This window comes from Nocardioides sp. Z35_8, from assembly GCF_059621125.1.
The window spans coordinates 1,766,846-1,788,812 of sequence record NZ_JCAQIE010000001.1; the positions used below are offsets into that span (position 1 = coordinate 1,766,846).

A 21,967-nucleotide genomic window follows, 5' to 3' on the forward strand; every position below is an offset into this window, starting at 1 on the left:
CGACGCCGTGCTGCTCGCCTTCGACACCGCGACCCCGCTGGTCTCCGTCGCCCTGCACGACGGTGAGCGGGTGGTCGTCGAGCACTCCTCCGAGCAGCCGATGAAGCACGGCGAGCACCTCGCGCCGCTCATCGCCCGCGCGATGGAGGACGCCGGCATCGTGCGACAGGACCTCTCCGGGGTCGCAGTGGGGGTCGGCCCCGGACCGTTCACCGGGCTCCGGGTCGGCGTCGTCACCGCGCGCACCCTCGGCTTCGTCCTCGACGTCCCGGTCTACGGCGTGTGCTCGCTCGACGCCGTCGCCCTCGAGGTCGCCGGCGCCGGCGCACCGGACGGCGGGTTCCTCGTCGCCACCGACGCGCGCCGCAAGGAGGTCTACCTCGCCTCCTACGACGCCGACGGCCGCCGCCTCGAGGGCCCCGTCGTGACCCGCCCGGCAGAGGTCGCCACGGGCGCACCCGTCGCCGGCGCCGGTCCCGAGCTCTACCCCGACGCGTTCCCCCACGCGATCGCTCCCACCCGGCCGGGCGCCGGCTGGCTGGCCGTCGGCGTGGCCGACGAGCTCGTCGAGCTGCTCGACCCCGAGCCGCTCTACCTGCGCCGCCCCGACGCGGTCGCCGGCGCACCCCGGAAGCCCGTCTCGTGATCCGTCCCGCCACGCTCGCCGACCTGCCGGCACTCCTCGCCCTCGAGCAGGAGCTCTTCGGTCCCGACGCGTGGAGCGAGGCGCTCGTGCGCGAGGAGATCGAGGGGCCCGGGCGACGCTTCCTGGTCGCCGACGACCTCTCCGGCTACGCGGTGACGATGACCGCCGGCGACATCGTCGACCTGCTGCGCATCGGCGTACGCCCCGACGCGCGCCGCGCCGGCCTCGCCTCCCGGCTCCTCGAGGAGCTCCTCGTCGACACCGACGGCGCCTCGCGGATGCTGCTGGAGGTGAGCGTGGCCAACGCGCCCGCCGTCGGGTTCTACGTCGCCCGGCAGTTCAGCGTCATCGACGTACGACCGCACTACTACCGCGACGGGTCGGAGGCGCTGGTGATGTGCCGCTGGCTCCCGGGCGCGGCGAGGGAGCAGACGGAGACCGCCCATGACTGACGCACCGCTCGTCCTCGGCATCGAGACCTCGTGCGACGAGACCGGCGTCGGCATCGTCCGAGGCCACACGCTGCTCGCCGACACCGTCGCCAGCAGCGTCGAGGAGCACGCCCGCTTCGGCGGCGTCGTGCCCGAGGTCGCCAGCCGCGCCCACCTCGAGGCGATGGTGCCCACGATCGAGCGGGCCGCCGAGACCGCCGGCATCTCCCTGTCCGACATCGACGCGGTGGCCGTGACCAGCGGGCCCGGGCTCGCCGGCGCGCTGCTGGTGGGCGTGGCGAGCGCCAAGGCGCTCGCGCTCGGCCTCGGCAAGCCGATCTACGGCGTCAACCACCTCGCCGCCCACGTCGCCGTCGACCAGCTCGAGCACGGTCCGCTGCCCGAGCCGTGCCTGGCGATGCTGGTCTCGGGCGGTCACTCCAGCCTGCTGGAGGTCACCGACGTCACGGTCGGCGTGGAGCCGATGGGCGCCACCATCGACGACGCCGCGGGGGAGGCCTTCGACAAGGTCGCCCGGCTGCTCGGCCTGCCCTTCCCCGGCGGCCCCCACATCGACAAGCAGGCGCGCTCGGGCAACAGCGTCGCCATCGACTTCCCGCGCGGGCTCACCAGCCGGCGCGACCTCGAGCGTCACCGCTTCGACTTCTCCTTCTCCGGACTGAAGACCGCCGTGGCCCGCTGGGTGGAGGCCCAGCAGCGCTCGGGGGCCACGATCGACGTCGCCGACGTGGCCGCGTCGTTCCAGGAGGCCGTATGCGACGTGCTGACCCGCAAGGCGATCGACGCGGCGACGAGCCGAGGGATCGAGGACATCCTGATCGGCGGCGGGGTGGCTGCCAACAGCCGCCTGCGTGCCATGGCCGAGGAGCGCGCCACCGCCCGTGGCATCCGGGTGCGGGTGCCGCGCCCGGGCCTGTGCACCGACAACGGGGCCATGGTCGCCGCGCTCGGCGCCGAGCTCGTCGCACGGGGGCGTACGCCCTCCTCGCTCGACCTCCCCGCCGACTCCTCGCAGCCGATCACGACCGTCGTGGCCTGACCGCTCCGGCACCGTTGCCCCACCGTTGCCCCATGGGGGACGCCGAAGGCCCCCGCCCGAGAGCGGGGGCCTTCGTCACGCGCACTCGTGCGCCGTGGTCGTCAGTCGAGGACGCTCGGAGCGACCTCGTCGTCGCCGAGCCAGTCCTGGTCGTAGACCAGGCTGTCGCGCTCTGCGGCCTGGTCGCGGTCGCCCTTGCGGCCGCCGCGCCCGGAGGCGCCACCAGCCGCTGCACCCGCACCGCGGGCCCCGCTCGAGCCGCGCCCGCCGGAGCGGGAGCCGGTGCTCGAGCCGGCCGCCGCGCCGCGGCTGCCCGCCGAGCCGGCACCGCGTCCACCCGCCGTGCCGGCGCCACGGGCACCGGCCGAGCCGGCACCGCGGGCTGACGACCCACCGGTGGAGGCCCCGCGTGCGGCCGCCGAGCCGGCTCCGCGCGAGGTGGGGCTGCCGGCCGCCGCGCCGCCGCGTCCGGTCGCACCTGCCGCACCCGCGCTGGTCGGACGCGACAACGCGCCGGCGCTGCCGCTGCGACCGGTGGCTCCGATCGGTCGGGTGGTGGACGAACCGGGGGAGGACACCGAGCCGGCGCGGACGCCGCCCATCATGCCGCTGGCACCGCCGGCCGCACCGGCAGCGCCCATCGCCGCGGCGTTGACGCCGCCGGCGCCCGCTCCGGCCGCGCCCGCCGCGCCGGGCGCCGCCACCTGCGAGCCGCCGGGGGTGTAGCTCACCCCGCCCTGCGACGAGCCCGCGACCGTGCTGGTCTCGCCCGGCGTGGCTCCCGGGTAGGTCGGGGTCGTGCCCGGCGGGGTGTGGGTCGGCGGGGTGTGGGTCGGCGGGGTGTGGGTCGGCGGAGTCGGCTCCGTGGTGGGCGGAGGGGACGGGTTGCCGGTGGGCGGCTGAGGAGTCGGGTCGCCGGGGGGCGGCTCAGGGATCGGGGGGCCGGTGGGCGGCTGCGGGGTCGGGTTCCAGGTGCCCGGCGGGTTGCCGTTGCCGGGACCCTCGGGCGTCGTCGGAACGCCCGGCGCCTTGGTGCCCGGCAGGTAGGGACCCGACGGACCGGTCGGGACGCTGGGCGGCGGCTCGGTCGGGTCGGGCTGCCCGTGGATCTCCTTCATCGGCGGGATCGCACCGAGGAAGGCCGCATCGAGGTCCTTGGTGAGCGCGAGAGCCTTGGCCTCCTGCTTCTCGTACTCCGCCTGCCAGGACGAGCGCGCGTTGGCCCGCGCGCTGGACGCGGCCGCCTGCGCCTGCAGCTCCTCCTTGGTCGGCTCGACGCCGGGCGTGCCCGCGGGAGCCTGGTAGGGAGCCGGCTTGTCGCCGAGGTCAGCCATGTTGTCGCGCGTGGTCCGGGTGTCCTCGATCTGGAGTCCCACCTGGCGCAGGGCCTCGCCGGCCGCCTCGAGCTGCTCGGACTTCGCGATGATCGAGGTCGCCGACTCCTCCATCCCGGCGCGCAGGGCCGGACCGGTGAGGGTCGACTCGCCGATGCGGAGCTCGGCCTGCTGAGCGGCGTTCCTGAGGGCGTCGCCCAGCACCTTCAGGTCGGCGGCCTTCTCCTTCCAGGCGTCGCCGGCGTTCTTGATCTCACCCCCGGCCGCGGAGTCGAGGTAGGTGTCGAGAACCTGACGGTTGGGTCCCTTGGTCACGGCTCAGTCCTCCTCGGTGGGCATGGTGCACTGGTCGGTGCCGAAGTCGGGGGCAGCCACGCAGCTCGTCGACGTCTGGATCAGGCGCATCGTCGCGGCGGTCTGCTCGGTCGTCGTCTCCATGTCCTTGTTGAAGAGCTCCACCGACTCGGCCATCCCGCGCAGCCCGGCCGCCATCTTCTTGAGCTCGTCGGCGACGGTCTGGTGGGCCATCTCGGTGTTGGTGCCGAGGCGGTATCCACCGGTGTAGGACTGACCGAACGAGGTGCTCGCGACGGGCACGACGGGATTGTTGACGACGCCCTCGGCGGCCTTGTCGAAGGAGGCCATCAAGGAGGCGGTCGTCTCGGGATCGATGTTGAGCCCGACCATGGTCTGGTTGAGCAGTTCACGGTCTTCCAACGGCAGCATGATCTGTCCTTTCCCCCTCGTCGCAGAACCAAAACCACCCTATGTGGGCGAACTGCCTCGCGAGGCATCCTCCAGGGAAAACGCGGTGCCCCGGGACGTGTCGTCCGGCCCGATAGGCTCCCGCGCATGATGTCTCGGGGAGAGCGGGTCCGTCTGGTGGCGGCGTGCGTCGGTCTGGTCGCGGTCCTGGCCAGCGGGTGCCAGTCGTCGGGGGAGGGCACGGACGCCGACCCGGTCGGCGGCTCGCCCACGTCGTCGTCCGCCCCGCCGACCCCGGTCCCGACCGCGACGAGCACGGTCGTGGAGCCGGCGGACGGGCCCCGGATCAAGGTCCCCGGCGCCAGCATGCACGGCCTGGCGACCTACACCCGCAACAGCGACTTCGGCATCGTGCAGGGCTTCCGCGACGGCCAGAGCGGCGTGACGCTGGCGCCGGCGCTGACCGACACGGCCTCGCTCGACGCCTTCGCGAAGGAGTGGATCCGCCAGCACGACGGCCCGAAGGTCCAGGTGCGCCAGGACGACGCGGTGGCCGGCGGCAAGTACAACGCCTGGCACGTCGTCGACGAGACGTCCGACCCGCAGTACCGCGTGCACACCTTCGGGGTGATGTTCCTCGACTCGAGCTGGACCATCACCATCCGGCACAACCTCGACGGCGTGCCGCAGCCGCTGACCGACGACGAGATGCAGGTCGTGACCGACTCCCTGCTCGCCAGCTTCAAGACCGACCTGGACTGAGCGGCACCCGGGGCTGGCCCGGGTCCCGGTGAGCACACCGTGACACCCGGGGTGGTTGCATCTGTGGGGTCGGCGTCGCAGCGTTCGCGTCGACCCAGACACAGAGGAGGCACATCGATGCAGCAGGTCCAGGCGGTCGTCGCGCTCGCGAAGGGCGAGCCGGTGCAGCTCACCACCATCAACGTCCCCGACCCCGGCCCGGGCGAGGCGGTCGTGAAGATCCAGGCCTGCGGGGTGTGCCACACCGACCTCCACTACCGCGAGGGCGGGATCAACGACGACTTCCCCTTCCTGCTCGGCCACGAGGCCGCCGGCGTCGTGGAGTCGGTCGGCCCGGACGTCACGAGCGTCGAGCCGGGCGACTTCGTCGTCCTCAACTGGCGCGCGGTGTGCGGCGAGTGCCGCGCCTGCAACCGCGGTGAGCCGTGGTACTGCTTCGCCACCCACAACGCCACCCAGAAGATGACGCTCGCCGAGGGCGACCTCGCCGGCACCGAGCTGTCGCCGGCGCTGGGCATCGGGGCGTTCGCCGAGAAGACGCTGGTCGCGGCCGGCCAGTGCACGAAGGTCGACCCCTCGGCGCGTCCCGCCGCCGTCGGCCTGCTCGGGTGCGGGGTGATGGCCGGCCTGGGTGCTGCCATCAACACGGGCAACGTGACCCGCGGCTCCACCGTCGCCGTCATCGGCTGCGGCGGCGTCGGTGCCGCAGCGATCGCGGGCGCCGCACTCGCCGGAGCGTCCCGGGTCATCGCTGTCGACATCGACGACCGCAAGCTCGAGATGGCGCGCTCGATGGGTGCCACCCACACGGTCAACTCCGCCGAGGTCGACGCCGTGACCGCCATCCGCGAGCTGACCCCGCCGCAGGACGACACCGGCCACGAGGGCGGGGCCGACGTGGTGATCGACGCCGTCGGTCGCCCGGAGACGTGGAAGCAGGCCTTCTACGCCCGCGACCTGGCCGGCACCGTCGTCCTCGTCGGCGTGCCGACGCCGGACATGACGATCCCCGAGATCCCGCTCATCGACGTCTTCGGCCGCGGCGGCTCGCTCAAGTCCTCCTGGTATGGCGACTGCCTGCCCTCGCGCGACTTCCCGATGCTGGTCGACCTCTACCAGCAGGGCCGGCTCGACCTCGACGCCTTCGTGACCGAGGAGATCGGCATCGGCGATGTCGAGGCGGCGTTCGAGAAGATGCACCACGGGCCAGAAGACGGCCCCAGCGTGCTCCGCTCGGTGGTGGTGCTCTGATGACCGGGCCGCGCGGCGTGCGGGTCGACCACGGCGTCGTCTCGGGCACGTTCTCCCTCGACGGAGAGACCTACGACGTCGACAACAACGTATGGGTGATCGGGGACGACGAGCAGTGCCTGGTCATCGACGCCCCGCACGACGTCGACGCGATCCTCGCGGTCGTCGGCGGCCGCACCGTGAAGGCGATCGTGTGCACGCACGCGCACGACGACCACGTGCGGGTCGCGCCCGAGCTGCGCCGCCGGACCGGGGCGCCCGTGCTGCTGCACCCCGACGACCGGCCGCTGTGGGAGCTGACCCACGGTGGTGACGAGGAGGGGGCCGAGCTCTGGGACGTCGACCTCGCCGACGGTCAGACGCTCACGATCGGCGGGGCGGCCGTCACGGTGATCCACACGCCGGGCCACGCTCCCGGCGCCGTGTGCCTCTACGTCCACGACCTCGGGTGCGTCTTCACCGGTGACACCCTCTTCCAGGGCGGGCCCGGGGCGACCGGTCGCTCCTACTCCGACGAGGACCTGATCAAGGAGTCCATCCGGTCGCGGCTCCTCGAGCTGCCCGACGAGACGGTCGTGCACACCGGCCACGGTCCCGACACCACCATCGGGGCCGAGCGGGAGCGGCTCGCCGGCTGAGGTCGGTTGTGGCCAGCCGGGGTCAGGCGGCCCGCCACTGCTGCTGGCGGGCCTCCCTCACCTCGTCGAGGTGCTCGGCCTCGGCCGCCAGCTGGCGGGACGCCGGATGGTCGACGGGCGTGCCGAACACGCGCCGCTGGAGCCAGCGCCAGTAGGGCGAGGTGTGGTGGAGGACGAGCGGCTCCCTCCGGGCGCGCGAGGCGCGCCGCCACCGAGCGGGCTCGGGCGTGCACTCGAGGCCGCGCGGGACGTACCACCCGGTGGCCTTGAGGTCGACGTGGGCGGGGTAGCGCCTCCCGCCCCGGTCCCGCGCCCCGTCGTCGCGCATCGGCTCGACGACCTCGCCGCTGTCGCCGTCGTGGACGGTGCTGCCCAGTCCGGCGAGGCCGAGCAGGTACTGCATCACGCTCACCCGCGGGCTCGTGCGGCCGGTCTCCCACCTCGCGACGACTGACTGCGACACCCCGATCATGGCCGCCAGCCCGCGCTGCGACACGTCCAGGATCCGCCTGATGCGGCGCACGAGACCGGGCACGCCTCCATCGAACGGGCCCATCAGGTACCACTCCACCTCGTCGTCGGTCCACTCGCACTCCGCGTCCCACTCCTCCGTCGTCCGCATCTCTCAGCCCCTTCCGTCGGTCGTGGACGTCGTCTCGTCCTCGGTCCTGCCATCCCAGTCGTCCGCACCGACAACCGGCGATCGCTCGTCCACAGGCCAGCTCAATCCCGGTGCGACCACCCGCCCGCACTGGCACCTGAGTCGCGGAGAGACTCAGGTGGCAGGACGACGCGTGGGGGTGCGGGCTCCTTCTGCGGGGCCGCCTTGTCATCTGAGTCGCCCGGAGACTCAGATGACAGGAGAGAGTGAGAGGGAGAGGGCGGTGGCGCGACGAGCGGGCGGGCTCCCGAGGGCGTGCCACCATGGCTGGATGCGCTCGCGTCCGGCCACCCGTTTGGCGAGCCTCGGCGTCTCCCTCGCTGCGGTCGCCTCGCTGGCCGCCTGTGACGGCGCGGCACCGGGGGACGACGAGGATCCCTCGAGCGCGGGCCCGGCTGCCACGAGTACGCCCACGGTGCCGCCGACCCCCTCCGAGGAGCTCGGGCTGGTGGAGGGGTGGGGGCCGGACCGCGCCGAGCTCGACCGGGCCGCGCGGACCGTCGGTCGGATGCGGCTCCCCGACCTCGCCGGACAGGTGATCGTCGCCGACTGGGCGGGCACGGCAGCGCCCGTGGGGATGGTGCGCGACCTCCACCTCGGCGGGGTGATCGCCTTCAGTGCGAACGTCGCCTCCGCCGACCAGGTGAGGTCGGTCAACCGGACGCTCGCTCGTCGGGTCCCGCGGAAGTGGCCGCTCTTCCTCGCCGTCGACCAGGAGGGTGGGGTGGTCGAGCGGCTGCGCGGCGCCGCGACCCGCTTCCCCGCGTTCATGAGCACCGGGGCCGCGGACGACCCCGCGCTGACCGAGGAGGTGTACGCCGCCGGAGCGGCGGAGCTGCGCGGCCTCGGGTTCACCGCCGACCTCGCGCCCGTCGCCGACGTCACCTCCGGGCCGGAGGACCCGACGATCGGGTCGCGCTCGGCGTCGTCGCGACCGGCGATCGTGGCCGAGCAGGTGGTCGCGGCCGCCGACGGGTTCGTCTCGGCCGGCGTGCTGCCGGTCATCAAGCACTTCCCGGGCCACGGGTCGGTGCCGGCCGACAGCCACCTCAGCCTGCCGGTGCAGACGAAGTCGCTGGCCGAGCTGAGGGACACCGACCTCGTGCCCTTCGCGCGCAGTGTCGAGGCCGGGCTGCCCGCGGTCATGGTGGGCCACCTCGACGTGCGCGCCGTGGACCCGCGCGAGCCCTCGTCGTTGTCGCGCAAGGTGGTGACCGGCCTGCTGCGCGAGGACCTCGGGTTCGAGGGGCTCGTGGTGACCGACTCGCTCCAGATGGCGGCGGTGACGCGCGGCCGCGACCCGGGGCGGACGGCCGTGCAGGCGATGCGGGCCGGCTCCGACGTCCTGCTCATGCCGCCGTCGCCGGCCGCCGCCCGCGCCGCGCTGGTCCGCGCGGTGCGCCGCGACGACCTGCCTCGCCGGCGCCTCGAGCAGGCCGCGGCACGGCAGATCGCCCTGCTGACGCACCTCGCCGACGCCGGCACCGGCACCGGCACCGAAGGATCGGGCACCGGGGCCGCGCCTCCCGACTCGGCACGTGCCGCCTCGCGACGCCTGTCGGCCGCCGCGGTGACGCTCACCCACGGCGCGTGCTCGGGCCGGCTGGTCGGCGACACGGTGCACGCCTACGGCGACGCGGGCGCGGTGGGTGCGTTCACCGCGGCCGCGCGCGCGGCGGGCATCACCGTGCTGGCGCGTCGCTCGCCGCCGGCGGCGCTGGCCACGGCCGAGCCCCGCCCGGAGCGCAGGAAGAAGGAGCGCAAACCTGCGTTCCGCAAGCGGGTGCGCGCCTGGAAGGCGGCCGAGGCGAAGCGGTCGGAGCGCCTGGCCGCCTGGACCGCACGCGAGGACGCCCGCCTCGCCGCGGGCGCCCAGGTGGGCTTCACCGGCTACCGCGACGCCCCCGTCGACGGGGAGGTCGCGGTGGCCACCGACAGCCCGTGGGTGCTCGGCCGGGTGAGTGCCCCGACGCGCCTGGCCACCTACGGGGACACGCCTGCGGCGATGGAGGCGCTGGTCGACGTGCTGACCGGTGCGCAGCCCGCGAAGGGCCGCCTGCCGGTGACGGTCCAGGGCGTGGCCCGCGACGGCTGCTGAGCGGCGGCTCGAAACGGCTCAGAACGGCTGGACGAGCAGGGCGGTGCCCTGCCCCGACACGCGCGTCAGCACCAGCGTGGCCTCGTTGTCGCCCTTGAGGGCCAGCCGCTTGCGCAGCTCCTCGGGCACCACCTGCACCCCGCGCTTCTTGATCGTCAGCCGGCCGACGCCGCGCTCCTGCAGGGCCGCGCGCAGCGGCTTCTCGCGGTAGGGCAGGTGCTCGACCACCCGGTAGCTGCGCGCGAACGGCGTGTGGAACGAGGCGTCGCTGGTGACGTAGGCGATGTGCCGGTCGACCAGCCCGCCACCGACGCCGGCGGCGACCGCCGTGACCAGGCCGGCGCGGATGACGGCGCCGTCGGGCTCGTAGAGGAAGGCGCCGACCTCGCGGACCTCGGTGCCGGCCTCGCCGTCGGCGGGCGAGTCCTCGTCGGTGAGGCTGGCGAGCCCGCCGTCGGCGATCACGGTGGCGCGGCGTCTGGTGGTGGCCAGGTCGGGGGACCACAGCGCGGCCTCCTTGACGTCGCCGGCGTCGCTGACCCACTCCGCCTCCACGCCCGCGGGCACGAGGTCGTGGCCGATGCCGGGCGCCACCTTGACCAGCGCGCGCCGCTGCAGCAGGTCGAGCACCCACGACCAGGGCGGCGTCCACCCCTCGACGTCGAAGACCCGGCCGCGGCCGCCGCGTCGCGCGGGGTCGGCGAACGCGACGTCGAACGCCCGCGGGTCGATCGCGGTGGCGTCGCCCACCTGGACGGCCCCCGGGAGGCCGAGGGCCTCGAGGTTGGCCCGCGCCATCGCCACCCGCACCGGGTCCTGGTCGATGCCGCCCGCGACCAGCCCGGCCCGGGCGAAGGCCAGGAGGTCCCCGCCGATGCCACAGCCCAGGTCGACGACGCTGCCGCCGGGGATCGCGGCGGCGAGCCGGGCGGCCCGGTGGTCGGCGACCCGCGCCCGGGTCGCCTGCTCGAGCGCGTCGGGGGTGAAGAACATGTGGTGTGCGGCGTCGCCGAACTTGGCGACGGCCCGCTCGCGCAGCTGCGCCTGCGTGGTGGCCGCGGCCGCCCGCTCGGGGTCGGGCTCGAGGCGGCGGACGACGCCGGCGACCCGCACCGGGTCGCCCGGGTGGTCGGCCCACGCCTGCGTGGCGGCGGCGAGCAGACGGGCGCCGTCGGGCGTGCGCAACCAGTCCAGCGTCTCGATCTCCACGCCGTCATCCTGTCAGCGGCGGCACCGGCTAGCACTCGAGCGGGCAGAGTGCTAGCGTCTGCGTTGGCACTCTCGCCCTGAGAATGCCAACGCTCGTGAGCCAGGCACGACCCCCGCGACGGCGTGCCGCGGTCCGCGAGCCCACGTCCTGGGAGCCCCGGGCGGAAATCGATCCGGGCTCCTGAAGATCTCTTGTTTTGAGAAAGTGGAGGTTGATCCGAAGTGTCGGTCAACATCAAGCCCCTCGAGGACCGCATCGTCGTCCAGACCCTCGAAGCCGAGCAGACCACCGCCTCCGGCCTGGTCATCCCGGACACCGCCAAGGAGAAGCCCCAGGAGGGCGAGGTCGTGGCGATCGGTCCCGGTCGCATCGACGACAACGGCAACCGCGTCCCGCTCGACGTCGCCGTGGGTGACAAGGTCATCTACAGCAAGTACGGCGGCACCGAGGTCAAGTACGCCGGCCAGGAGTACCTGATCCTGTCTGCGCGCGACATCCTCGCCGTCGTCTCCTGATTCCCCTCGCCCGGCACGTCATGGCTGCCGGTCGCTCCGGCGACCAGCGGCCATGACGTCCGGGCGAACCCCTTTCACCTGTTCCTAGGAGCACAGCAATGCCCAAGATCCTGGAGTTCGACGAGAACGCCCGCCGCGCCCTCGAGCGCGGTGTCGACGCCCTCGCCAACGCCGTCAAGGTGACGCTCGGCCCCAAGGGCCGCTACGTCGTCCTCGACAAGAAGTGGGGCGCCCCCACCATCACCAACGACGGCGTGACCGTCGCTCGCGAGATCGAGCTCGACGACCCGTTCGAGAACCTCGGTGCCCAGCTCACCAAGGAGGTGGCCACCAAGACCAACGACATCGCCGGTGACGGCACCACCACCGCCACCGTCCTGGCCCAGGCCATGGTCCACGAGGGCCTGCGCGCCGTCGCGGCCGGCGCCAACCCGATGGGCCTCAAGCGTGGCATGGACGCCGCGGCCGAGGCCGTCGGCGACGCGCTGCGCGAGGCCGCCCGCGAGGTGGAGACCCGCGAGGACATGGCGTCCGTCGCGACCATCTCCAGCCGCGACAGCCACATCGGCGACCTGCTCGCCCAGGCCTTCGACAAGGTCGGCAAGGACGGCGTGATCACGGTCGAGGAGTCCAACACCATGGGCACCGACCTCGAGTTCACCGAGGGCATGCAGTTCGACAAGGGCTACATCTCGGCCTACTTCGTCACCGACCCGGAGTCGATGGAGACCGTCCTCGACGACCCCTACATCCTGCTCCACCAGGGCAAGATCTCCGCGATCCAGGAGCTGCTCCCGCTGCTGGAGAAGGTCATCGGCACCGGCAAGCCGCTCTTCATCCTCGCCGAGGACGTCGAGGGCGAGGCGCTGTCGACGCTGGTCGTCAACAAGATCCGCGGCACCTTCAACGTCGCCGCGGTGAAGAGCCCGGCCTTCGGCGACCGCCGCAAGGCGATGATGCAGGACATCGCGATCCTGACCGGCGGCCAGGTCGTCGCCCCCGAGGTCGGCCTCAAGCTCGACCAGGTGGGCCTCGAGGTCCTCGGCCAGGCGCGTCGCGTGGTCATCACCAAGGACCACACCACGATCGTCGACGGCGCCGGCGACGGCACCGCTGTCGAGGGCCGCGTCAACCAGATCAAGGCCGAGATCGAGAACACCGACTCCGACTGGGACCGCGAGAAGCTCCAGGAGCGCCTCGCCAAGCTCGCCGGCGGTGTCTGCGTGATCCGTGTCGGTGCCGCCACCGAGGTGGAGCTGAAGGAGAAGAAGCACCGCATCGAGGACGCCGTCTCCGCGACGCGCGCCGCGATCGAGGAGGGCATCGTCCCCGGCGGTGGCTCCGCGCTCATCCACGCCGTGTCGGTGCTCGAGGACAACCTCGGCCTGACCGGCGACGAGGCCGCCGGTGTCCGCGTGGTCCGCAAGGCCGCCGACGAGCCGCTGCGCTGGATCGCCGAGAACGGCGGCGTCAACGGCTACGTCGTGACCACCAAGGTCCGCGAGCTCGGTGTCGGCAACGGCTACAACGCCGCGACCGAGGAGTACGGCGACCTGGTCGCCCAGGGCGTCCTCGACCCGGTCAAGGTCACCCGCTCGGCGCTGGTCAACGCGACCTCGATCGCCGCCATGCTGCTCACGACGGAGACGCTCGTCGTGGACAAGCCCGAGGAGGAGGAGCCGGCCGCCGCCGGTCACGGTCACGGCCACGGCCACTGATCCACCTCGTCCCACCTGCACGACACGACAGGCCCGCACCGGACTCCGGTGCGGGCCTGTCGCCGTGCCGGGCCGGCTCAGTGACCCCGGATCGTGCGGAAGGGCGTCGTGCAGTCGACGTCGAGGCGGATCGGATCGACCGTGTTGAGGTGGTAGACCCGGTAGCGGTCGCAGGCGGTGCCCACGAACTCGTACTTGCGGATCAGCGACCGCTCGACCGGCCGGGTCCCGTCATCGGCCCACGCGTCGATGTGCGCCGCCTCGACGAACCACGTGGGCGGATTGGGCCCGGTCAGCACCTCCTCGAGCTGCTGGAGGTCCGGGTCGCGCGTGCGCATCGGCAGCGACCAGAGGTACGGGTAGGGCGAGGGGGCGCCGCTCGCCCACTGGATGTCGGCCCGGCCGCCGTAGACCAGCACCCGGTCACCGGGCCTCCCGGCCGCGGCGATCGCCTCGCCCGTGCGCACCTCGACAGGCACGCGGCCGCGCACCCACGAGCCCGTCCAGAGCAGGAGCGCGACCACGCTGGAGACGACCAGGACGCCCACCGTCGCCGGCGTGGCCCAGCGCGGCACCCGGTCGACCTGGTCGTGGGCGGCCAGCGCCGCCACGGCGAGCGCGAGGCCGGGGATCGGCACGAAGAGGTAGGGCACCCAGAAGCTCCCGCTCAGCGCGACTCCGAGCAGGTCGGCCACGAGCGTCGCCGTGATCGCGACGACCACCACCGGGTCGCGTCGCAGCAGGCCGCGCAGGCGCAGGGCGAACAGCACCAGCACGAGCACCATGCCCGTGCCGACGAAGACGAGCAGCACGTCCACGCCCCGGCCCAGCGCCGCGGGGGAGTCCTGTGCGGCGAGGACCTCGCTGGCCTCCGATCGGAACGTCACGACCGTGTACCAGAGCTCGTCCAGGCGTACGCCCGCCACGACCGCCCAGGCCACGACGCCCACGACGGGCACCACCGCGCCGGCCAGGGCGGACGCGGTGCACCGCAGCCGGGCGCGCACGTCGAGCCGCTGGGCCACCAGCGACCCGACCAGCAGCGTGGCCCCGAACACCAGGCCCCCGGCCATGCTCTGCTTCATCCCGACGGCGAGCATCGCCAGCAGGCCGGCGAGGAACGCGTCGCGGCCCGACCCGCGGCGCGCGGCCCGCAGCGCGAGCCAGCACGAGCCCATCACCAGCGGGATGCCGAAGAGCTCGCCCTTGGCGCCGGCCGGGTCGATGTCGGCGTTGCTGACGAGCGCGGCCGCCGCCACCGCCGTCCAGCCGGTCACCCGCCGCACCGCGTGAGGGTCGAGCACCCCCGCCCGGACCGCCACCTCGCGGGCCGCCGCCGCGGCGGCCAGCACGAGCAGCGCGCACCCGACCGCAGCCACCAGCCGGTGGGCGTACGCCCCGCCGACGGCGTCGACGGCCCGCATCAGCGCGATGACCACCGGCGGCCGGTCCACGAAGTAGCGGCCGAAGACCGAGTCGACCTCGGGCTGCCAGGCCTGCGCGACGAGCAGGAAGCCGGCCTCGTCGGGGCGCAGCGGCCAGAGCAGCGAGGGGAACCGCGCGAGGAAGGCGAGGGCAGCCGCCACCCACACCATGCGCCCCGAGCGCCACGTGTCCACCCCCACCCCCACACTGTCCCAGAGCCGTGGCGAACGGCCGTAGAATGAGGGTGTGGAGATCCCGGAGAAGTTCGCTGCGCTCGGCCTCACCTACGACGACGTGCTGCTGCTGCCGGGGGAGTCCGACCTCGCGCCGAGCGACATCGACACCACCACGCGGCTCACCCGCGAGATCTCCATCCGGGTGCCTCTGGTCAGCGCGGCGATGGACACCGTCACCGAGGCGCGGATGGCGATCGCGATGGCCCGCGAGGGCGGCATCGGCGTGCTCCACCGCAACCTCTCCATCGACGACCAGGCCCGTCAGGTCGACCTGGTCAAGCGCACCCAGACCGGCATCATCTCCAACCCCGTCACGATCGGTCCCGACGCGACGCTGGAGGAGCTCGACCGGATCTGCGGCGAGTACCGCGTCTCCGGCCTGCCCGTGGTCGACCTCGACAACCGCCTGCTCGGCATCATCACCAACCGCGACCTGCGCTTCACCCCGGTCGCGGAGTGGGCGACCACCAAGGTCGACGAGGTGATGACGCGCGAGGGCCTGATCACCGGCCACGTCGGCATCTCCCGCGACGAGGCCACCACGCTGCTGCGGGCCCACAAGCGCGAGCGGCTGCCGCTGGTCGACGCTGACGGCCGCCTCGGTGGGCTCATCACGGTCAAGGACTTCGTCAAGGGCGAGCAGTTCCCCCAGGCGTCCTACGACGCCGACGGCCGGCTGCTCGTCGGCGCGGCCATCGGCTACTTCGGCGACGCCTGGGAGCGCGCCACCACCCTGGTCGAGGCCGGCGTCGACGTGCTCGTCGCCGACACCGCCCACGGGCACGTGCACCTCCTGCTCGACATGGTCCGCCGGCTCAAGTCCGACCCGGCGACCAGGCACGTCCAGGTCATCGGCGGCAACGTCGCCACGCGCGAGGGGGCGCAGGCGTTCGTCGATGCGGGGGCAGACGCGGTCAAGGTCGGCGTGGGGCCCGGCTCCATCTGCACCACCCGCGTCGTCACCGGGGTCGGCGTCCCGCAGGTGACCGCGGTCTACGAGGCGTCGCTGGCCACCAGGCCCGCCGGCGTGCCGCTGATCGCCGACGGTGGGATGAGGCACTCCGGTGAGATCGCCAAGGCGCTGGTCGCCGGCGCCGACGCGGTCATGGTCGGCTCGATGCTGGCGGGCTGTGAGGAGTCGCCCGGCGACGTCGTGTTCGTCAACGGCAAGCAGTTCAAGTCCTACCGCGGGATGGGCTCGCTCGGCGCGATGAGCAGCCGCGGCAAGAAGTCCTACTCCAAGGACCGCTACTTCCAGGCCGAGGTCGCCAGCGACGACAAGATCGTCCCGGAGGGCATCGAGGGCCAGGTCGCCTACCGCGGCCCGCTGGCCGCGGTCGCCCACCAGCTCGTCGGCGGTCTGACCCAGTCGATGTTCTACGTCGGCGCTCGCACGGTCCCCGAGCTGCAGGAGAAGGGGCGCTTCGTGCGCATCACCTCCGCCTCGCTCAAGGAGAGCCACCCCCACGGCGTGCAGATGACCGTCGAGGCGCCCAACTACACCGGCGCCTGATCACTCCCTTCCGGCCCTTCCGCAAAGCGGTCGCGTGGGCATACGTTGACTCGCGTCAGGGGATCGGGCCCCACGACGACGATGCGATCCATCGCCCTTGGGCGCTCGATCCCGATTTCTCTCGGGAGGAGCGCTTCAGTGCGCAGAAATATCCTGGTCGCGACCGGCTGTGCCGGGCTGCTGGCCGTCGTCACCCCAGCCCTGTCCGTCGCCGCACCAGCCGGTGACGACACCGTCACGCCGTCGCAGCAGGAGGCCCTCGACCTGGGCATCCAGGTGGCCCCCAAGGACTCCGACGCCGCCGCCCTGGCGGCACGGACCAACCCCAACCCCTACCTGGCCAACCTGCCCGACCTCACCGACGCCAACTACTTCGCCTGGAACAAGGTGATGCACGAGCGCGCCGAGCAGCGGGCCGACTCCGCCAAGCTGGCCGCCAACCGCCGCGCGGCCTTCGGCGCCAAGGCCGGAGGCGTCAACGCCCGCGCGGTGCTGACCCCGTTCGTCCACGACGAGGAGGAGCCCGCCGGCCGGTCGGGGTCCAACGACACGCACCCCGACGCCGAGCCGATCCCCGGCTTCGGCACGGCGGCCGCCCGCACGCCCGCCGTCCGCATCCTGGGCGAGCTCGCCGCACCGGCGGCGGTCACCACGCGCACCGTGACCACAACCGAGGACCAGGGCTCCATCCCGCTCGCCACGTCGACCGGCATCGTCGGCAACGGCGCCTCGGTCACCGACTCGGTCCTCGGTGACGGCCCCCACGGCCCCGTCGCCTCGAGCGGCTCGGGCAGCAACGACTTCGACTTCTTCTCGGTCCAGGTCGGGGCCGGCGAGACGCTGACGGCCAACACCGAGGGCAGTGCCACCGGCACCGACACGATCCTCGTCGTCTGGGACGCCGAGGGCACGCCGCTCGCGGCCGACGACGACGGCGGCACGGGCCTGCTCAGCTCGGTGTCCTACAAGCCCGAGGCGCCCGGCACCTACTACGTGATGGTCGGCGGCTACGCCTTCGACCCGCTCCCGGCCGACCCGTTCGACTCGGGCAGCGGTGCCGGCGGTGCCGACACCGGCGCCTACCGCGTCACCATCGCGAGCCGTCGGCTCGACGCCGACTTCTTCTCCCTGCGGCTGCGCCCCGGCGACGTCATCGGCTCCAGCGCGGAGGGCACCGCCACCGGGCTCAAGGTGCGTACGCCCTCGGGCGAGGAGCGCGTGGGCGGCGTGGGCACCGACGCCTCGTCGCTCTACCCGCCCACCTCGCCGCTGATCGGTGGCGGCAACACCGCCATCGCCTACGTCGCCGAGGAGGCCGGCTGGTACTCCGTGCAGGTCAGCGGGGGCACCGGCGCCTACGACGTGACGGTGGAGGGCTACCGGCCCGGCACCCAGGGCGACCGCGGCCGCCAGCAGACGGTCCTGCTCGACTTCGCGCCGGGCCGGGTCAACACCGGCACCTGGGGCGGCCCCGGCACGCGCTCGGTGTCGCCGCTCTCCTCGTTCGTCCCGCTGTGGGGCATCGCGCGCGCCGACGCGCGCCGCCTGGAGAACCGCATCGTCAACCAGGTCCGCCGCAACCTGCAGGACGAGATCGCCGGCACCAACCCGTCCGTCAACGTCCAGGTGCTCAACGCGCGCGACAACCAGGAGCTGATCGGGCAGGACAACGTCTCGCGGATCTACATCGCCGGCACGATCGCCGAGACCGGCATCAACACGATCGGCATCGCGCAGTACATCGACCCGGGCAACTTCGGGCACCAGGACGAGGCCATCGTCCTGCTCGACGTGCTGAGCAACCCGGCCGGACCCGCGTCGTCGCTCAACACCTACATCAACGCCAGCAGCGACCGGTTCACGTTCGTCTCCAACGCGGTGGCCAACGTGACCGCCCACGAGGTCGGCCACACCATCGGCAACTACCACACCGACAACGCCAACGAGATCCACAACATGATGGACTCCGGCGGTGCCAACTTCGGGCAGAACCTCTACGGGGTCGGCCCGGACAACGTGGGCGGCACGGCCGACGACGAGAACATCCAGTTCCAGACCGACACCTACTCGCCGGTCGAGGGCTTCACCGGCCTCGAGGACACCGAGAACGTGACCTCCTGGGCCTACGCGGGCCGCTGACCCGCAGCGCACCGATCGGCGGCGCGGTCGTCCCCACCGGGGCGGCCGCGCCGTCGTACGCACGGGGCGCGGGCGCCGATAGGCTGGCCCGGTGAGCGAGATCGAGATCGGCCGAGCCAAGCGCGGACGCCGCGCCTACTCCTTCGACGACATCGCGATCGTGCCCTCGCGGCGCACGCGCGACCCGGAGGAGGTCAGCACCGCCTGGCAGATCGACGCCTACCGCTTCGAGATCCCCGTCCTGGCGGCGCCGATGGACTCGGTGATGTCGCCCTCCACCGCCATCGCGCTGGGCCAGATGGGCGGACTGGGGGTGCTCAACCTCGAGGGCCTGTGGACTCGCTACGACGACCCCAGCGGCCTGCTCGAGGAGGTCGCCGCCCTCGATGGTCCCGAGGCGACCCGGCGGATGCAGGAGATCTATACCGAGCCGATCAAGCCCGAGCTCATCACCGCCCGGCTCGAGGAGGTGCGCGCCGCCGGCGTGCCCGTCGCGGGCTCGCTGTCGCCGCAGCGCACCAAGGACCACGTCAAGGCCGTCGTCGACGCGGGCGTCGACGTGTTCGTCATCCGCGGCACCACCGTCTCGGCCGAGCACGTGAGCAGCCAGGCCGAGCCGCTCAACCTCAAGGAGTTCATCTACGAGCTCGACGTCCCCGTGATCGTCGGCGGGTGCGCGACCTACCAGGCCGCGCTGCACCTCATGCGCACCGGCGCCGCCGGCGTCCTGGTCGGCTTCGGCGGCGGGGCCGCCCACACCACCCGCACCGTCCTCGGCGTCGCGGTGCCGATGGCCAGTGCGGTCGCCGACGTCGCCGCGGCCCGCCGCGACTACCTCGACGAGTCGGGCGGTCGCTACGTCCACGTGATCGCCGACGGCTCCATCGGCAGCTCGGGCGACATCGCCAAGGCGATCGCCTGCGGCGCCGACGCCGTGATGATCGGCTCGCCGCTGGCCCGTGCGACCGAGGCCCCCGGCCTCGGCTTCCACTGGGGAAGCGAGGCCACCCACGCCCAGCTGCCCCGCGGCGAGCGGGTGGGCTTCGACCCCGTCGGGTCGCTGCACGAGATCATGTTCGGCCCCTCGCGCGTCGCCGACGGCACGATGAACCTCGTCGGCGCCCTCCGCCGCGCGATGGCGACGACCGGCTACACCGAGCTCAAGGAGTTCCAGCGCATCGAGGTCGTCGTCCAGCACTGACCCGTTCGGTGGCGCCTGCGACACTGGCACCATGCCGCTCGCCAAGGCCCTCGACGCCGACCAGCGTGCCGACGCGCTCGACCAGCTCGGGTCGGGTGAGCTCGACGTGCTCGTCGTGGGCGGCGGGATCGTCGGCGTCGGAGCGGCCCTCGACGCGGTGACCCGCGGGCTCAAGGTCGGCCTGGTCGAGCAGCGCGACCTCGCCTCCGGCACCTCGTCACGCTCCTCCAAGCTGGTGCACGGCGGGCTGCGCTACCTGGAGATGTTCGACTTCGCGCTGGTCAAGGAGGCGCTCGAGGAGCGCGGGCTCCTGCTCACCCGGCTCGCGCCCCACCTCGTGCGGCCGGTGCCGTTCCTCTACCCCCTCGAGCACGCCTGGGAGCGGCCCTACGTCGGGGCCGGCGTGGCGCTCTACGACGCCATGGCGATGGCCGGCCGGTACGACATGGGCGTGCCCCGGCACAAGCACGTCTTCCGCAGGCAGCTGGCGCGGATGGCGCCCGACGTGCGCACCGACGACCTGCACGGCGCGATCCGCTACTACGACTGCCAGGTCGACGACGCGCGGCTGGTGATGACCATCGCCCGGACCGCCGCCAACAACGGCGCCCACGTGGCGACGCGCACCAAGGTGACCGGCTTCCTGCGCGACGGGGAGGGCGACGACGCCCGCGTGGTCGGCGTGCGCGCCCGCGACCTCGAGGGCCAGCGCGACCTCGAGATCCGGGCCCGGGTGGTGATCAACGCCGCCGGCGTGTGGACCGACGAGGTGCAGGAGCTGCTCGGCGGCCGGGCGCAGCTCGACGTCGACGCCAGCAAGGGCATCCACGTGGTCGTGCCCAAGGACCGCATCCGGTCCGAGTGCGGCTTCATCACCAAGACCGAGAAGTCGGTGCTCTTCATCATCCCGTGGGACCAGTTCTGGATCATCGGCACCACCGACACCGCGTGGGACCTCGACCTGGCCCACCCCGCCGCGAGCAAGAGCGACATCGACTACCTGCTCGAGCACGCCAACCGGCTCCTCAAGGACCCCCTCGACCATCGCGACGTCGTCGGCGTCTACGCCGGGCTGCGGCCACTGCTCAAGCCGATGCGCAAGGACGGCGAGATGGGGGAGACCACCAAGCTCTCCCGCGAGCACACGGTCGCCAACCCGGTGCCCGGCCTCGTGCTCGTCGCGGGCGGCAAGCTCACCACCTACCGGGTGATGGCGCGTGACGCCGTCGACCACGCGATCCGCGACTTCGACGCCACGCCCGCCTCGATCACCGACCGGGTGCCGCTGATGGGGGCCTGGGGCCACGCGGCGCGCACCAACCAGCGCGTGGCGCTGAGCCGGGCGTCGGGCCTGGCCGTCGGGGTCGTCGACCACCTGCTCGGCCGCTACGGCGGCCTCGTCGACGAGCTGCTCGCGCTCATCCACGAGCGGCCCGAGCTGGGCGAGCCGCTGCCGGGGGCCGAGCACTACCTGCGCGCCGAGGTGCTCTACGCCGTGACCCACGAGGGCGCACGCCACCTCGACGACGTGCTGGCGCGGCGTACGCGCGTGTCGATCGAGACGTTCGACCGCGGGATCGCGGCCGCCCGGCCGGCCGCGGAGCTGATGGCCGAGGCGCTCGGCTGGGACCGGGCCCAGCTCGACGACGAGGTCGACCACTACCTGCGGCGCGTCGAGGCGGAGCGGCAGAGCCAGCTCATGCCGACCGACCAGGAGGCCGACGAGGCGCGGGTCAAGGCGCGCGACATCGTGTGACCCGAGCGGGGACCGCCCGGGGTCAGAGCCGCTGGATCGCGCCGGATGACGACAGGCCGAAGCTCTCCCGCAGGCCCGAGCGTCGGCCGTCCGCCTCGAGGGCCTCGGCGACCTTGCCGACCGGCCGGGCACTCGGCCACACGTGCACGAGCATCAGCGCCAGCGACACTGCCGCACCGCCGAGGTAGGTGAGGATGCTGCCGTCGGCCAGCACGAACGCGGCGGCGATCGAGACGATCGCGATCGACTCGCTGATCGCGAACCGCAGGATCATCGACGACTGCCACCGGGTGCGGGCCCGGGCGGCCGCGTCCGCGTCGGTGAGATCGGTGGACAGCGCCGGCGTGCGGTAGCCGATGGTCTCGAGCACCAGGTGCGCGGCGACGCCCGCCACCACCTGCACGGCGAGCACGACGAGCGCCTCCCCGCCCCACACGGGCGCGGGAAGGACCACCGCCAGCACGACGCCGACCACGACGAGCCCGCCCATGAGGGTCGCCGCGAGGACGCGGGTCGAGCGGGCGAAGGATGCGGGATCGGGGAGTGGCGTCGACATGCGGCGAAGCCTAGGGGCGGAGCGGACGCGCTGCGCGCACGTGGGGTCGGTCGGTCGCGTCCCGGGCGAAGTGACCGACCGGTAGCGGGCGCTTCGCGAGCGATCTACGCTT

The 21,967-nt window shown here is 73.2% G+C and carries 19 protein-coding genes; 13 read left to right on the forward strand and 6 right to left on the reverse strand.

Translation table 11 applies throughout. The annotated features are described in order from the left end of the window. The first annotated feature begins 7 nt into the window (after positions 1–7). From tsaB to tsaD, 3 genes are read left to right on the forward strand one after another with little or no spacing between them, the layout of a single operon-like run. Positions 8–646, forward strand: coding sequence for a tRNA (adenosine(37)-N6)-threonylcarbamoyltransferase complex dimerization subunit type 1 TsaB (tsaB, locus tag AC54T2_RS08535; protein ID WP_496665961.1), 639 nt, complete (start codon positions 8–10; stop codon positions 644–646). Further along, on the forward strand, positions 643–1,098 hold the full coding sequence (locus AC54T2_RS08540; protein ID WP_186342395.1) for a GNAT family N-acetyltransferase: 456 nt from the start codon (positions 643–645) through the stop codon (positions 1,096–1,098). The genes tsaB and AC54T2_RS08540 overlap by 4 nt, the downstream gene beginning before the upstream one ends. Next, complete coding sequence (tsaD, locus tag AC54T2_RS08545; protein WP_496665962.1) at positions 1,091–2,137, forward strand: tRNA (adenosine(37)-N6)-threonylcarbamoyltransferase complex transferase subunit TsaD; 1,047 nt, start codon at positions 1,091–1,093, stop codon at positions 2,135–2,137. Before AC54T2_RS08540 ends, tsaD begins: the two co-directional genes overlap by 8 nt. 101 nt (positions 2,138–2,238) lie before the next feature. Here the strand turns inward: tsaD and AC54T2_RS08550 are convergent, their stop codons facing one another. Together AC54T2_RS08550 and AC54T2_RS08555 are read right to left on the reverse strand one after the other, a co-directional pair. Beyond that, positions 2,239–3,786 carry a hypothetical protein gene (locus AC54T2_RS08550; protein WP_496665963.1) on the reverse strand — a complete coding sequence of 516 codons (1,548 nt, stop codon included), beginning with the start codon at positions 3,784–3,786 and terminating at the stop codon, positions 2,239–2,241. A 3-nt stretch (positions 3,787–3,789) separates the two neighbouring features. Further along, on the reverse strand, positions 3,790–4,188 hold the full coding sequence (locus AC54T2_RS08555; RefSeq protein ID WP_186342392.1) for a hypothetical protein: 399 nt from the start codon (positions 4,186–4,188) through the stop codon (positions 3,790–3,792). Between the two features lie 135 nt (positions 4,189–4,323). On the opposite strand from AC54T2_RS08555, the gene AC54T2_RS08560 reads away from it, so the two are divergent. The 3 genes from AC54T2_RS08560 to AC54T2_RS08570 all read left to right on the forward strand — a co-directional run bounded on the left by AC54T2_RS08560 (position 4,324) and on the right by AC54T2_RS08570 (position 6,827). Beyond that, positions 4,324–4,938 carry a hypothetical protein gene (locus AC54T2_RS08560; protein WP_496665964.1) on the forward strand — a complete coding sequence of 205 codons (615 nt, stop codon included), beginning with the start codon at positions 4,324–4,326 and terminating at the stop codon, positions 4,936–4,938. Positions 4,939–5,055: 117 nt separating this feature from the next. After that, complete coding sequence (locus AC54T2_RS08565; RefSeq protein WP_186342390.1) at positions 5,056–6,189, forward strand: S-(hydroxymethyl)mycothiol dehydrogenase; 1,134 nt, start codon at positions 5,056–5,058, stop codon at positions 6,187–6,189. Beyond that, a complete protein-coding gene (locus tag AC54T2_RS08570) occupies positions 6,189–6,827 on the forward strand; it encodes an MBL fold metallo-hydrolase (RefSeq protein ID WP_489975853.1) in 639 nt (212 codons plus the stop codon). Before AC54T2_RS08565 ends, AC54T2_RS08570 begins: the two co-directional genes overlap by 1 nt. Before the next feature lie 22 nt (positions 6,828–6,849). Here AC54T2_RS08570 and AC54T2_RS08575 read toward each other — a convergent pair whose 3' ends face one another. Beyond that, a complete protein-coding gene (locus tag AC54T2_RS08575; protein WP_496665965.1) occupies positions 6,850–7,449 on the reverse strand; it encodes a helix-turn-helix domain-containing protein in 600 nt (199 codons plus the stop codon). A 310-nt stretch (positions 7,450–7,759) separates the two neighbouring features. Here AC54T2_RS08575 and AC54T2_RS08580 point away from each other — a divergent pair, with 310 nt between their 5' ends. After that, positions 7,760–9,586, forward strand: coding sequence for a glycoside hydrolase family 3 protein (locus AC54T2_RS08580; protein WP_496665966.1), 1,827 nt, complete (start codon positions 7,760–7,762; stop codon positions 9,584–9,586). An 18-nt stretch (positions 9,587–9,604) separates the two neighbouring features. On the opposite strand, the gene AC54T2_RS08585 is transcribed toward AC54T2_RS08580, so the two are convergent. After that, a complete protein-coding gene (locus AC54T2_RS08585) occupies positions 9,605–10,795 on the reverse strand; it encodes a class I SAM-dependent methyltransferase (protein ID WP_186342386.1) in 1,191 nt (396 codons plus the stop codon). 222 nt (positions 10,796–11,017) lie between these two features. Here AC54T2_RS08585 and groES point away from each other — a divergent pair, with 222 nt between their 5' ends. Together groES and groL are read left to right on the forward strand one after the other, a co-directional pair. Beyond that, positions 11,018–11,311 carry a co-chaperone GroES gene (gene groES / locus AC54T2_RS08590; RefSeq protein ID WP_056605525.1) on the forward strand — a complete coding sequence of 98 codons (294 nt, stop codon included), beginning with the start codon at positions 11,018–11,020 and terminating at the stop codon, positions 11,309–11,311. Positions 11,312–11,409: 98 nt separating this feature from the next. Next, positions 11,410–13,029, forward strand: coding sequence for a chaperonin GroEL (gene groL / locus AC54T2_RS08595; RefSeq protein WP_496665967.1), 1,620 nt, complete (start codon positions 11,410–11,412; stop codon positions 13,027–13,029). A gap of 77 nt (positions 13,030–13,106) precedes the next feature. On the opposite strand, the gene AC54T2_RS08600 is transcribed toward groL, so the two are convergent. Then, on the reverse strand, positions 13,107–14,654 hold the full coding sequence (locus tag AC54T2_RS08600) for a hypothetical protein (RefSeq protein ID WP_186342384.1): 1,548 nt from the start codon (positions 14,652–14,654) through the stop codon (positions 13,107–13,109). A 46-nt stretch (positions 14,655–14,700) separates the two neighbouring features. Between AC54T2_RS08600 and guaB the strand changes: the two genes are divergently transcribed. The 4 genes from guaB (at position 14,701) to AC54T2_RS08620 (ending at position 21,299) form a co-directional block, all read left to right on the forward strand. Beyond that, complete coding sequence (guaB, locus tag AC54T2_RS08605) at positions 14,701–16,203, forward strand: IMP dehydrogenase (protein WP_186342383.1); 1,503 nt, start codon at positions 14,701–14,703, stop codon at positions 16,201–16,203. Positions 16,204–16,341: 138 nt separating this feature from the next. Next, a complete protein-coding gene (locus tag AC54T2_RS08610; protein WP_496665968.1) occupies positions 16,342–18,342 on the forward strand; it encodes a pre-peptidase C-terminal domain-containing protein in 2,001 nt (666 codons plus the stop codon). Between the two features lie 91 nt (positions 18,343–18,433). Then, positions 18,434–19,543, forward strand: coding sequence for a GuaB3 family IMP dehydrogenase-related protein (locus AC54T2_RS08615; protein ID WP_186342381.1), 1,110 nt, complete (start codon positions 18,434–18,436; stop codon positions 19,541–19,543). A gap of 31 nt (positions 19,544–19,574) precedes the next feature. Beyond that, positions 19,575–21,299 carry a glycerol-3-phosphate dehydrogenase/oxidase gene (locus AC54T2_RS08620; protein ID WP_186342380.1) on the forward strand — a complete coding sequence of 575 codons (1,725 nt, stop codon included), beginning with the start codon at positions 19,575–19,577 and terminating at the stop codon, positions 21,297–21,299. Between the two features lie 22 nt (positions 21,300–21,321). Here the strand turns inward: AC54T2_RS08620 and AC54T2_RS08625 are convergent, their stop codons facing one another. Then, on the reverse strand, positions 21,322–21,855 hold the full coding sequence (locus AC54T2_RS08625; RefSeq protein ID WP_186342379.1) for a hypothetical protein: 534 nt from the start codon (positions 21,853–21,855) through the stop codon (positions 21,322–21,324). Positions 21,856–21,967 lie beyond the last annotated feature (112 nt).